General features: G+C 36.2%; 9 protein-coding genes. 5 read left to right on the top strand and 4 right to left on the bottom strand.

Features of this window, described 5'->3' with window-relative positions:
* The first annotated feature begins 12 nt into the window (after positions 1-12).
* The 3 genes from ABW637_RS04325 to ABW637_RS04315 all read left to right on the top strand — a co-directional run bounded on the left by ABW637_RS04325 (position 13) and on the right by ABW637_RS04315 (position 6,594).
* Positions 13-1,695 (top strand): hypothetical protein, encoded by a 1,683-nt coding sequence (locus ABW637_RS04325; RefSeq protein ID WP_367583404.1) that lies wholly within the window; start codon positions 13-15, stop codon positions 1,693-1,695.
* A gap of 158 nt (positions 1,696-1,853) precedes the next feature.
* Positions 1,854-3,497, top strand: a complete 1,644-nt coding sequence (locus ABW637_RS04320) for an Ig-like domain-containing protein (protein ID WP_367583403.1) — start codon at positions 1,854-1,856, stop codon at positions 3,495-3,497.
* 445 nt (positions 3,498-3,942) lie between these two features.
* On the top strand, positions 3,943-6,594 hold the full coding sequence (locus tag ABW637_RS04315) for a TonB-dependent receptor (RefSeq protein ID WP_367583402.1): 2,652 nt from the start codon (positions 3,943-3,945) through the stop codon (positions 6,592-6,594).
* 95 nt (positions 6,595-6,689) lie between these two features.
* On the opposite strand, the gene ABW637_RS04310 is transcribed toward ABW637_RS04315, so the two are convergent.
* Together ABW637_RS04310 and ABW637_RS04305 are read right to left on the bottom strand one after the other, a co-directional pair.
* The gene (locus tag ABW637_RS04310) at positions 6,690-7,334 is read right to left on the bottom strand and encodes a hypothetical protein (protein ID WP_367583401.1); all 645 of its coding nucleotides are present in this window, start codon (positions 7,332-7,334) and stop codon (positions 6,690-6,692) included.
* A gap of 978 nt (positions 7,335-8,312) precedes the next feature.
* The gene (locus ABW637_RS04305) at positions 8,313-9,551 is read right to left on the bottom strand and encodes a lanthionine synthetase C family protein (RefSeq protein WP_367583400.1); all 1,239 of its coding nucleotides are present in this window, start codon (positions 9,549-9,551) and stop codon (positions 8,313-8,315) included.
* A 98-nt stretch (positions 9,552-9,649) separates the two neighbouring features.
* Here ABW637_RS04305 and ABW637_RS04300 point away from each other — a divergent pair, with 98 nt between their 5' ends.
* The gene (locus tag ABW637_RS04300; RefSeq protein WP_367583399.1) at positions 9,650-10,090 is read left to right on the top strand and encodes a hypothetical protein; all 441 of its coding nucleotides are present in this window, start codon (positions 9,650-9,652) and stop codon (positions 10,088-10,090) included.
* Positions 10,091-10,134: 44 nt separating this feature from the next.
* Here ABW637_RS04300 and ABW637_RS04295 read toward each other — a convergent pair whose 3' ends face one another.
* Positions 10,135-10,557, bottom strand: a complete 423-nt coding sequence (locus ABW637_RS04295; RefSeq protein ID WP_367583398.1) for a secondary thiamine-phosphate synthase enzyme YjbQ — start codon at positions 10,555-10,557, stop codon at positions 10,135-10,137.
* A gap of 208 nt (positions 10,558-10,765) precedes the next feature.
* Here ABW637_RS04295 and ABW637_RS04290 point away from each other — a divergent pair, with 208 nt between their 5' ends.
* Positions 10,766-11,584 carry an HAD family hydrolase gene (locus tag ABW637_RS04290; protein WP_367583397.1) on the top strand — a complete coding sequence of 273 codons (819 nt, stop codon included), beginning with the start codon at positions 10,766-10,768 and terminating at the stop codon, positions 11,582-11,584.
* 54 nt (positions 11,585-11,638) lie between these two features.
* Here ABW637_RS04290 and lepA read toward each other — a convergent pair whose 3' ends face one another.
* The gene (lepA, locus tag ABW637_RS04285) at positions 11,639-13,435 is read right to left on the bottom strand and encodes a translation elongation factor 4 (RefSeq protein WP_367583396.1); all 1,797 of its coding nucleotides are present in this window, start codon (positions 13,433-13,435) and stop codon (positions 11,639-11,641) included.
* Position 13,436 lies beyond the last annotated feature (1 nt).

The following is a 13,436-nucleotide window of genomic DNA, read 5'->3' as shown; positions in this document are numbered from 1 at the left end:
TACCTAGAAAAAATGAAAAAATTAATATATATATTAGCATTTGTAGGAATAGCTACTATTTCTTGTGAACCCTTAGAAGAAACGTATGAAGAGCTGGATCAAGCCGTAAATAATGCTATTGTAGGTGAAGCAGATTATACGCTTACCACCGAAGATTACGAAGCATTAGAATTGTCCTTTGAAAACTTTAGCTCTATCGAGGAAGCTAAAGCCTTAATCCCTGCATTACTAGCTCAAAAATATCCAGTATGGGGAGATAAATCATCTGCAAATGTTGCTTTTAATTTAAATGCTCCAATAGTAGTAGAAGACTACACAGTGGCTAAAAGTGACTATGATGCATTAATTGCTTCTGAAGATCTTAAAGGCGCATATTTAGCAGGTAATTCTGATATCAATGCCCTACTTGCATACAAATACCCGCAAAGTGAAGCAGGTTCTTATGTTAGGTTATCGTACAAAACAATTTCAGAGCAAATAGCTTATACATTAACAGATGATGATTATGATCTGGTAGGAAATGGGCGATTTAATAATTTTGATATCCGACCAGGAAGAGGTGAAGAAGATATTGCCGTTAGAATTGATAAAATTTCTCAGATATTACTTAATAATTTTTCTGAAACTGTATCGAATCAGAAATATTTGGTGACTTATGCCGCTTTTAATGGTTCTAATGTAGATTTAGAAATATTGGTAACCTATAATGGGACCGCTTATGAAGCTGCAGCCACAGACTATACTTTAGTAGATAGTGATTACGCAGCAATCGTTACTGGGCTTGGTTCTACATATCCTGATGCAACATCTAGTATGGATCGGTTTGGTAATTTTGAAAGAAGATCTGGGGAAGCAGCATATTGGTCTGATGCCATGATAACTGAAGCTATAACTGTTGTGTTAAACAACAACTATCCCGCTGCAGAAGAAGGAAGCCAATACAGTATTACATATTCAATTTATGATGGTGAATCTGGTGAGGAAACTGTTTTCTTTGAATACGCTGGTGGTGCTTTTAATGCGCTTACAGAATTAAAAGTTGAGCTTGCCATTAAAGACGAAACTAAAATATATACGTTAACTACAGAGTGGGACATTCCTTTTACATTAGCAGAAGAGGATTACACTGCTATGGAGCAAAGATTCTCGAACTTTTCTGACGAAGACGTTGCGTTTTACAACATTGCCATCTTCTTAAAATCTAAATTTCAATTTGCGAGAGAAAATGACATGATCGCAGTGGCTTATAATTTTTATGACGGTTCAACGAATGAGCGATATACTAATTTTGTTTTTGATGGAAATGCGTTTAACGCAATCCCTAGCGTAATTGTAGAAACTATCAAATTTGGAGTTAAAAATGGTGTCTGGGTGCCAGACAACACTATTAAATATGCCTTAACTGGAGATGACTATGCCGTAGTAGTAGCAGAACTTACCGGAGTTGCAGGATTCGAAGAACAAGTATCAAACTTAGATCGATTTGGTAATTTTAATCGCAATGGCGGAAGTACCAACTGGGATGATGACCAAATATTAGCGGCTATTAATGCCGTTTTACTTAAGAACTATCCAGGTGCCGAAGAAGATCAACAATTTGTAGTTACATATAGTATATATAATGGTAGTACAACAACTGAAGAAATCAGTGTTATACTTAAAAATGGTGAATACGTTTTAAATAACGATAACTAGTTTGTTGTTTTCTACCTATAAAGGTAAAACCCATTCCTCTTTTTTAGAGCGGAATGGGTTTTTACATAATTTTTTCCTGTGAGATTACCCACCTCTATAACGGTGGTAATAACCAACATGATTATGGGTAAATCTCACTTGAATATTAAAAAAACCAAATGAAAAAGATAATATATTTTTTGAGTTTTAGTTTGATCCTTTTAGGATGTAGCGAGGATGAAATTGCTAATCAAACTAATGAAAATGCAGAGCAAGACCTTCCCATTGCTATTGATGATGAAGTAATGACAATCCTGGATACCGAAATTATCCTGGCTGATTTATTAGCAAATGATACCATATTTGAGTTCGGAAGAATTACTTCTTTTGATGCTCTCACAGAAAAAGAAGGAAAGATTGTAGACAATAGAAACAAAACATTAACCTATACACCGCCTTCAGGTTTTACGGGTATTGATACCTTTACGTATACGTTATGTGACAATAAACTTCCTGCAAATTGCTCAACAGCAACGGTAACCATAGAAGTTCGAAAATCAGCTACGCCAGTATTAGTAGACGATGTTATTGATGTAGAAGAAAATACTGAAATTATAATCAATACTCTTTTAGAAAATGATGTAGATGTGGTTGAAGGGATTCTTATTTCTTCAATAGATGGTTTAACAACCACAGGTACTATAGTCTTAAACAACGATGGTACAATAACCTATACTCCAGCCGATTCATTTACAGGTGATGATACCTTTACCTATACAGTTTGTAATGATGAAGAAAAGCTTTTTTGTGATACCGCAACAGTGACCTTAAGAGTATCAGATCAGGGATCTCCTAGCGCTATGGATGATACCGTAAACGGAGTGCAAAATACAGCTGTTGTGTTTAGTAATCTCTTAGACAACGATACGGTAATTGATAATGCAGCTATTTCATCAGTTGATGATACTGCAGCTTCCGGAAGTGTTGTGCTTAATAATGATGGAACCGTAACCTATACTCCGCAAGCAAATTTTACGGGTAGCGATACCTTTAGGTATACGCTTTGCGATAACGATACTCCGGATCCTTCTTGTGCAACAGCCACTGTTACAGTTACGATATTAGAGAAAGTATCCTTTAGTATTCCTATGGCATTAGCTACATATTATCAAGACGTTCTTTTTACAACAGATGCAGATTTTACATTACAGGAAATTAAGGATATCACTACCGAGTCGCACACTACGATACTTTCGTATGGTCAACGACATAATTATCTCTATAATGCCGATGAAGATGAAAGCAATGCAGATAACGTAGTATTAATGTATAGCGGAGAAAGTAGATATTGGGAAGAATATACCTCGGGTAGTAATTCGTACTCTCCTCAAACCTTTAATACAGAGCATATATTCCCTCAATCGAGGTTAGACAATTCTACAGCTGTGGGTGACTTACATCACCTTAGAGCTTGTGATGCTAGTGTTAACTCGCAAAGAAGTAATTTCCCTTTTGCAAATGGATCAGGGGCATATCAATTAATCAACGGTGATTCGTGGTATCCTGGTGATGACTGGAGAGGTGATGTAGCCAGAATGATTATGTATGTACATGTTCGCTATGGCGATTCTTTTGATAAAGTTGGTAATCTTGCTTTATTCCTTGAATGGAATGCAGCCGACCCCGTTTCATCTTTCGAAAGACAACGTAATAACATTTTTGAAAGCGCTCAGGGAAATAGAAATCCATTTATCGATAATCCATATTTGGCAACACTTATATGGGGTGGTGCCGCAGCAGAAAACACCTGGAGTGTCCCATAATATATAAATACTTAAAAAAAGCTGTTTAAAATTTTAAACAGCTTTTTTTATTTAAATAGAGATTCTCTCTAAATTTACACAATACCTTTCCGGTTTTTCTTGTCCCACCCATCATATCTTAGAACAGTCATACCATTTTATTAACAGCTTAAGGTGTATAAGAATTAGAAGTCGTAGTTTTTTTTCTAATTGCTAATTCTTCAAAATCCTAATAAAGTGTGTTGTTCACAGAATTTACTTTCAAAAAGGATCTTTCCTAATCATCATGTAAAATCAAAATTTGTTAATAAGTCAGGTACCAAGAGTACAAATTCAGCCTCTTAAACGTTAATTTTTTAACATTTAATTTTCACATAATTCTTACCTTTACTTAACTTTAAGATAAGCTTAAGTTGCAACAGGATTAGTTCTTTTGTACGAATCAATTAACACAAATTATATTATAATGAAAAAGATTACATTTTTATTTGTTGTAATCCTTATAGCAGTCGTTGGGGAAACGCATGCTCAAGGGGTAGTAACAGGAACAGTATTCGATAGTGAGTCAAACGCTCCATTACCAGGAGCAAACGTAATTCAATTACGAACCTCTAACGGAGCAACTACAGATTTTGATGGTAAATTTTCTCTTAAGGTAGATAGTCCTACTGGAACCATCAACGTGTCTTATGTAGGATTTGGATCTAAAAACATCGATTATGATGTGACTAATGGAGATCAAGACCTAGGTACTATTACATTAAATTTAGATAACTCTCTTGAAGAGATTATCATTGTAGGTACAGGTGTTATCGATTTAGCAGATGATAGAAAAACACCTATTGCCGTTTCTACTATTAGAGCACAAGAAATTCAGGAAAAAGCCGCAGGTAATGTAGAAGTTGCAGAAATAATCAAAAGTACGCCTTCAGTTTTCATAGCTAACCAAACTGGTTTTGGTGATGGTGCTTTATTCGTAAGAGGTTTTGATGATACGAATACTGCTATCCTATTAAACGGTCAACCGATCAACTCTCAAGAAGATGGACGTGTATTTTGGTCAAACTGGGCAGGAATTACTGATATTGCTAATGCCGTACAGGTACAGCGTGGTTTAGGATCTTCTAAGTTAGCCATATCTTCTGTTGGTGGTACGGTAAATATCGTAATGAAAGCTGCAGACAGAAAAAAAGGTGGGTCTGCTAGATTTTTAGGAGGTAACGATAGTTATATGAAGGGTACTTTATCTTACGATACTGGAATGAACGAAAAAGGTTGGGCATTCTCAGTATTAGTGGATCATTGGCAAGCGCATAGAAAATGGGCTGAAGGTACTTTTGGACAAGGACAAAACTACTTCTTTGCTGTTGGATATAAACCAAATGAAGAGCATAACTTTAACTTCTTAATTACGGGAGCTCCTCAAGTTCATGGTAACAGATGGTCTCAAAATGATGAAATCATTGCCGCCAACCCAAGGTTTAACCAACATTGGGGATATACTGAAGATTTTAGCGCTAATGTAGGAAGCAATGGACAATTTACTTCAGGAATAGAAACAGAGGTAGGAAACTATTATCATAAACCGGTCACCAACCTTAACTGGGATTGGACGATCAATGATAAATCTAGCCTTTCTTCTGTATTGTATGCATCTTGGGGTCGCGGTGGGTCGATCGGGCAAAGAGGGCAAAGAGCTCTTAGAACTGAAGATCCTGATGGAGATGAGGGCCCATTAAGAGGACAAGTCGATTTTTACAACATTGAACAACGTAACCTTGCTGTACCTGGAGGAATAGGTGTTAATGCACCTAGTTCAAGAGATGCAATAGGATATATAAGAAGAAATTCTGTGAATAACCACCAATGGTATGGGTTGATTTCTAACTTTAATACAGAATTAACTGAAAAATTATCATGGAATGTCGGAGTTGATTTTAGATTATACCGTGGAGATCACTTTAGACAAATTACAGATTTTCATGGCCTTCAGGGTTGGTCTAATGATAGACCTGATGGAGGTATCGTAACTGAAACTTATGACTCTAACCCATGGGCTGCTTTGTTTAATTTTGCCGATGAGGATCAACGTATTGATTTTGATTATTCTGAAAACATCAACTATCAAGGTTTATTTTCTCAGATAGAATATGCCGGTGATAAGTTTAGTGCTTTCTTTCAAGGGGCAGTTTCTAATCAATCTTTTAAAAGAGAAGAAAGATTTTTTGATCCAGGAGATTCTGATTTAGTAAATAAAATTGGATATAACCTTAAAGGTGGTTTTGGGTATACTATTGAAAATGCACACACTTTATATCTTAATGCCGGATTTTATTCAAGACAACCATTCCTTGATAATCTTTTCCAAAACAGAAGAGTATCAAATGCTTTTGTTCAGCCCGAATTAGATAATGAAGACATTACCGGTGTTGAATTAGGGTATCGTTTTAAGATGAATGCCTTACAAATTAATTTTAACGCCTACTATACGAATTGGGATAACCGTGTAATTTTATCAAGTGGAACTTTAGATCTTAATCCGGTTCCTACCGATACACCAGACGATGATACTAATATAAATATCTTCGATAGAGGTGTTAATCAAGTTCATACCGGTGCCGAGGTAGAATTTGTATATAATGCAACTAGCTGGATGGATCTAAAAGGATATCTTTCTGGTGGTTCTTGGAAATTTAATGGTGAAATAACCAAAGAAGAATATAATGATGACACCAATCAGTTGATTTCATCGGAAGCGGGTCTTGACTTAAATGGGGTAAAGGTGGATACCGCTCCTCAATTTACTGCTGGCCTTGGTACTAAAGTGAATGTGATGAAAGGGCTTGTTGTTGATGCCAATATTAATTATTATGCAAACCACTACTTAGATGATCCAGACAGTAGAGGTTTACAAACAAAAAATGTTGGGAAAATTAAGCCTTATTCACTTACTGATGTAGGTTTAACATATAACTTCAAATTTGACACAAGTAAACTTGTATTCAGGGCTAATGTATTTAATGTTTTTGATGAAGTAAGACAGCAGTCTACTGATGATTTCGGATTCTTATATACCAACGGTGTGACTTTTAATGGATCGTTGAGCTATAAGTTCTAAACTTTATTAGCGTTAAAATATCAAAACCCTCTCATTCAATTGAATGAGAGGGTTTTCTTTTTTCGAATCTGTAGTACTGAATTTGATTTTAAAAACTAATCTACAATCGTTCTGGATTGTTGGTATTCGTTATAAAACTCAACGTTGGTAAATTTATAACGTAACAGTAATGGATCGATAATCTCTCGTAATAAACGATTGGCCTCATTTACATGACCTTTCAACGTTTTCTTAGTAGCATTGATCTTTGCCTGGCGTTGCCGTGTAACCCCCACCAAAGGAGCATATTCATCTAATGTGGTCTGAAAATCTTCTACTTCAGATTCGGTAACCCCATAATCAGAAGTAAAGGTGTGTTGTAATGGCACAATTGTGTCGGCCATTATACTGGCATAGGTAACCAATTCGGTTTCTTTAAGGCGTTCTAAACCAGACTTACTGGTGATCAGAGTCCCCTTTAATGTTTCATTTTTAGTAAGTGATGCATGAGCGGTAAGTGCTCCTGATAACATCAATGTTTTTTGTTCTACAGCAGAACGAATTTGATTTTTGTCCCGGGTTTGTCCCTTGGTATTTAGAGAAGCTTCTTTATCTAAAAGGCTAATGGCCTTTACTTCGCTATCGAAATTGGTTTTAGTTTCAGCAAATTTTGGATTTCCACTCCATATCGAAGTGTTGTTTTCCAAAGTATTTTTTACTGCAATAAACATCCGGTAATACTTTACTTCTTCTTGGTTCATTTGTGTGAATTTATAAGTTTTAAAAGTTTGAAGTCACAAACCTACATCAAATAACAATATGATTTTCTGGGGATTAAACCCCTTTTTGATGCAGAGGTTTCCGACAATTTGGGTTTGAGGTTATTATGTGAATAATGGATAACATTAAATACGTCTCTTCAAGTTTTTTGTGAAAAATTTCTGTCGAGAAGTAAATTCTAATCGAAATTTTCTTGTTTTCGATACACCAAATCATAGATTTGGCACTCAAACTGACGAAAATTTCTTATCCAGCATTCACACTAACTATATTTTAACGTGAGTTCTATATAACTTAAAGTATAATTAAAAGCCGTCAGATTGAGTGATTTTTCGTAGTGAAGCGCAGAAAAATTGTATCGAAATCAGGCTTTTAGACGAAAATCACGCCAGCCCTAGTACTTCAACAAGTCTTGTCATCTTGTAAGACACCCGATTTGTATTGCTATGCCCTCTAAGTACATTGTGGCCCACTCGATCTTCATTGTTACGAACGTCGAGCGTATTGTTATCTTCCTGAAACGCATTGTAACACGTCTGAATGACATTGTTACAGACCGGAAGTGCATTGTAAGGCACTTAACTGACATTGTTACAAACCACAAGTGTATTGTTGTATACCTGTTGGTTATTGATACGTACCGATAGGATATTGTTAGATCCTTGATCCTTATTGTACGTCTATTACTTTTAATATTCACGCCAACTTTTGTCATCCCCGCGTGCCACATTGAGCTCTTCGATAAACTCAGGACAGGCTTGTCGAAATGCAGGAATGACAGTATTTGTGTATGACACCCTCACCCCAGCCCTCTCCCTCAATGGAGAGGGAGCATAAAAATTACTCTACTACAATCTTTCTCAATGCTCTTCCGTAAGGGGTTTCTAATACGATAGCATAGATCCTGTGGATAATCCTGAAAGATCAAAGGGGATACTATACTATTGCATCTTAAAATATCATCCTATCATCAAACACTCATCCCAGGTAGTTTCAAAATCAGAGAGATAAAACAAGATGGCTAAACCAATTCCAGCAATACCCGTTAGAAAATTAATTTCATTTTCCCATTTGTTATCCTTTCCCTGCCATTGCTTATACCCTGCATATCCATCTTCAAAAGTACCCATTGCTATACCCTGTTCTATCCAATGAGTTGCAGCTTCTTTAAAAGTACTATCATTAGTTTCTCGGTATAGTCTGCCAAAAATTTGTGCATTACCATATGATCCGTGACATAATCCTGCATCTTTAACTGAAGATTGCACCATCGTTTTTCTATTAGCAGCGTGTTTTAAAATTCGTATGGCCGTTTCATGTAATTGATCATCTTTTAAGGTTTTTGCAGCACGCCTTAAAGTAAGTCCTACTCCCAAATCACCATAACACCAGGCTAATCTGCTATCCCTGCCTCTATGCGCATCGATAACATTATTTGGAAATAATGAGAAAGCATCCTTATCGGAGTTCTCAAAACTTTTTACATAAGAGACTCCCCCTTTGAGTAACGACTCTACAGAATTTCGAAATTCTTCAAATTCATGCAAACGAGAAAGAAAATTTATAATACTGGGTATCCCATGAGATAAGCTAAAGTTATATTCTGGCTCTTCCGTCTTTTTATGTAACACAAGAGGCCATTTAAGGCCGTGCTTGTCTTTTTCTGATAATTCTTCAAGCTCAGAGACTAATGCTAATAAATAATCTGTATATCGTTCTTTAAGCGTATCCGATTTTGTATTTTTAAATCTTTTCAGAAAATAAAACCCATACCCAATCGCTCCGTGTAAAAAATCATAATTGCCATTCTTTATATCGGCAATCATAATACCATAAAGATATTCATCTAAATCAGCTAGTAACTCATCTGTATTAAGTTCAATAAAGTCTTCTTCTACCAAATGATCGAGCACCCATCCTGCACCCGCCATCCCGGTGCAATATGTTGGTACATTGTATCCACTATTAATACGATGTACAGATTCGTTAAGTATTTCTACTCCGGCATCAAAATAAGTATCTGTTCCTTTATATTTTGAATAGTAAAAATGGAAAAGAGACATCCCCGAAATCCCGGACAAAACTCCCACTTGTACATTTTCTTGATAGTGATCTTTAAGGAGACCATGTATCGTTTCTAACTGTTTTTCTAACCTCTCTTTGTAATCTGAATTTATTTGCACGTCTTTTGGTTTCAAAATAATTTTAAATTTAATCAGATAAATACGTACAACAAGAAATCCTGGTTGTTTTTTTATTCATTATACTTACCTTTGAGAAAAACAAACACATCATTATGTACGAAGCTATTCAAATCGTTCACTCATACTGGGCTTATCTGGTATTGCTTGTTGTAACACTAGCCACAATTAACGCTCTTGCAGGTTTTTTTAGCAAGCGAGAATATGCCCCAAAAGACTTTAGAGTTTCTTTATTTGCACTTATCGTTTCGCATATTCAATTGTTAATTGGTATTATTATCTTCTTTGTGTCTCCTCTTGTGGTTTGGTTCTCTGGAACTCATAAAATGGGAGAGATCATGAAAGATGCCACATTGCGACTCTATAATGTAGAGCACCCGATGATGATGATCCTAATGATCGTATTTATCACTATGGGATACTCTAAACATAAAAAGAAACTGACTTCTACTCCAAAATTTAAGATGTTGGCTATTTTTTATACTATAGCATGGATCCTTATGTTATCTAGAATTCCTTGGGCTCAATGGTTTTAAAGAAATAACTGTAGAGCACTATGTCTATGCCACACTCAGCTTGTCTAAGTGCCATACACCGTTAACACCAATTTTCTAGCACCACCATAATCTCTGTGTTCACAAAGATAGATGCCTTGCCAGGTGCCAAGATTTGGTTTCCCATTGGTAATAGGGATGTGTACCGATGCTCCCATTAAAGAGGCTTTAATATGAGCGGGCATATCATCAGGTCCTTCGTAGGTATGAATATAGTATGGTGCATTTTCAGGAACCATAACATTCATATGGCTTTCAAAATCTTGGCGCACTGTAGGATCTGCATTTTCGTTGATCGTAAGACTAGCCGAAGTGTGTTTGATAAACACCTGTAGTTGACCCACCTTAACCTCTTTGATTTCGGGTAGGGCAGATAACACCTCATCGGTAATCAAATGAAATCCTCTTTTCTGAGGAGCTAGTTGTATTTCTTTTTGGAAGAATTTCATACACCTTGTCATTCCAGCGTAGGCTGGAATCTATTTTTTTTTACAACTAAGATAACCTTACAATTTTATTAATCACTGTAATTAACAGTTTGGATTCCAGCCTACGCTGGAATGACAATAAATTTCTCTAATTTAATACAAATTTCACAGTCTTAACATATCTAGTTCTGGTGAACTATATACCTTTGTTTACAAATTAATACTTACTATGGATTTATCTCAAATAAAACTTGTCGCAACAGATATGGATGGTACACTTCTTAATTCTAGAGGAGAGGTAAGTCAATCCTTCTATTACCTATTCGACGAACTAAGAGAATTAGGAGTTACTTTTGTTGCCGCAAGCGGAAGGCAGTATTACAGCATTATAGATAAATTAAAACCCATAAAAGATGATATTTTTGTTATTGCAGAGAACGGAGCATTGACCATGCGGCAAGACAAAGAACTACAAACTACCGTAATTGACCGTGAAACGTACCTCGAATTGTTGGAGATTACTAAAACACTAAAAGGATCACAAATTATTCTTTGTGGTCGCAAAAAAGGATATATCGAAGATTACGGACAAGATTTTATCAATATGTTTACCGAGTTCTATGATCGCTATGAAATTGTAGAAGATCTTGCCGAGGTAACCGATGATTTATATTTAAAAATTGCTATTTGCAATCAAAAAGGATCAGAGAAATATTTATATCCTGCATTAAAACATCTAGAAAATCGCCTAAAAGTGAAAGTATCGGGAGAGGTTTGGCTAGACTTATCTCACAATCTTGCCAATAAAGGGTATGCGTTACAGCAATTGCAAAATACTCATAATATACTACCGGAAGAAACTATGGTTTTTGGAGATTATAATAACGATCTCGAAATGATGAGTAGGGCTACCTATAGTTTTGCTATGCAAAATGCGCATCCTAATGTAAAAGCAGTTGCCAATTACACCACCAAAAGTAATAATGAAAATGGTGTAGAATATATGTTACGAAAAATGATCGAAGCAAAGAAATCAGTAAACAGTTAATAGTATGTAGTTTGCAGTTACTGCAGACGTGACTGCCTACTGCAAACATAAGACTTAATCATTCAGCTTCAGTACAGCCATAAATGCTTCCTGAGGAATCTCTACATTACCTACCTGACGCATACGTTTTTTACCCTTTTTCTGTTTCTCCAATAATTTCCGTTTACGAGAAATATCACCTCCATAACATTTGGCCGTCACATCCTTACGCAATGCTTTTACGGTCTCACGAGCAATAAATTTAGCTCCAATGGCTGCCTGAATCGGAATATCAAATTGCTGACGCGGAATCAATTCTTTTAACTTTTCACAGATCTTTTTACCAATATCATAGGCATTGTCTTTATGTAGTAATGCAGATAATGCATCTACAATATTGCCATTTAGTAATATATCTACCTTTACTAGTTTAGAAGAACGTAAACCAATCGGAGTATAATCAAAAGAAGCATATCCTTTAGATACCGTTTTAAGACGATCATAAAAATCAAAAACAATCTCGGCCAATGGCATATCAAAAGTAAGCTCTACACGTTCGGTAGTAAGATAGGTTTGATTCGTGATCTCACCACGTTTCTCGATACATAATGACATTACAGATCCTACAAAGTCGGATTTGGTAATAATAGTTGCCTTAATATAGGGTTCTTCTACACGGTTCATAGAAGAAGGATCCGGTAAGTCAGACGGATTGTTTACAATAATAATATCATCTGGATTCTTGTGGGTAAATGCATGATACGATACGTTAGGTACCGTAGTAATCACCGTCATATTAAATTCTCGCTCTAATCGTTCCTGGATGATTTCCATGTGTAACATTCCTAAGAATCCACATCGAAACCCAAACCCTAATGCCGCAGAACTCTCTGGCACAAAAACCAAAGAAGCATCATTAAGCTGAAGTTTTTCCATAGAGCTTCGAAGTTCTTCGTAATCCTCGGTATCTACAGGATAAATACCAGCAAATACCATCGGTTTTACATCTTCAAAACCTGCAATCGCATTTTGAGTTGGTGTCTTGGCATCGGTAATTGTATCCCCCACTTTTACTTCGCGAGCATCTTTAATACCAGTGATCAAATATCCAACATCACCCGTTTTTATTTCTTTTTTAGGTTCCTGATTTAATTTTAATGTCCCCACCTCATCAGCAGAATAGCTCTTGCCGGTGGCTACAAACTTGATTTGTTGTCCTTTTTTGATCTCACCATTCACCACTTTAAAATAGGTTTCTACTCCTCGAAACGAATTATAAACCGAATCAAAAATCAGTGCTTGTAAAGGTTCATCAGGATTACCACTAGGAGCAGGAATACGTTCTATTATTGCCGTTAGAATTTCTTCAATCCCTATTCCCGTTTTAGCACTAGCCGGGATTACTTCTTCTGCATCACATCCTAAAAGATCAACGATATCATCGGTCACTTCTTCGGGGTTTGCACTTGGTAAATCCACCTTGTTCAATACCGGGATAATCTCCAGATCATTCTCCAGCGCCAGGTATAAGTTAGAAATTGTTTGTGCTTGTATACTTTGTGCTGCATCAACAATTAACAAAGCTCCCTCACATGCCGCAATAGAACGAGAAACTTCATAAGAAAAATCTACATGGCCTGGGGTATCAATAAGATTAAGGATATAGTCTTCACCTTTGTAGGTATATTCCATCTGGATTGCATGACTCTTGATGGTAATCCCACGTTCACGCTCCAGATCCATACTATCTAATAGTTGTGCCTGTGCTTCACGAGCGGTTACCGATCCTGTAAAATCCAACAATCGATCTGCCAGGGTACTTTTACCGTGATCAATATGTGCAATGATGCAAAAATTTCTAATGTTCTTCATT

Source organism: Aquimarina penaris, from assembly GCF_040786285.1.
Classification (GTDB): domain Bacteria; phylum Bacteroidota; class Bacteroidia; order Flavobacteriales; family Flavobacteriaceae; genus Aquimarina.
Note: the sequence above shows the minus strand (reverse complement) of the source record. Positions and strands in the feature narration are given on the sequence as shown.

Coding starts and splice junctions, on each gene's coding strand:
- ABW637_RS04325 (WP_367583404.1), top strand. CDS start 13: ATGAAAAAATTAATATATATATTAGCATTTGTAGGAATAGCTACTATT.
- ABW637_RS04320 (WP_367583403.1), top strand. CDS start 1,854: ATGAAAAAGATAATATATTTTTTGAGTTTTAGTTTGATCCTTTTAGGA.
- ABW637_RS04315 (WP_367583402.1), top strand. CDS start 3,943: ATGAAAAAGATTACATTTTTATTTGTTGTAATCCTTATAGCAGTCGTT.
- ABW637_RS04310 (WP_367583401.1), bottom strand. CDS start 7,334: ATGAACCAAGAAGAAGTAAAGTATTACCGGATGTTTATTGCAGTAAAA.
- ABW637_RS04300 (WP_367583399.1), top strand. CDS start 9,650: ATGTACGAAGCTATTCAAATCGTTCACTCATACTGGGCTTATCTGGTA.
- ABW637_RS04295 (WP_367583398.1), bottom strand. CDS start 10,557: ATGAAATTCTTCCAAAAAGAAATACAACTAGCTCCTCAGAAAAGAGGA.
- ABW637_RS04290 (WP_367583397.1), top strand. CDS start 10,766: ATGGATTTATCTCAAATAAAACTTGTCGCAACAGATATGGATGGTACA.
- lepA (WP_367583396.1), bottom strand. CDS start 13,435: ATGAAGAACATTAGAAATTTTTGCATCATTGCACATATTGATCACGGT.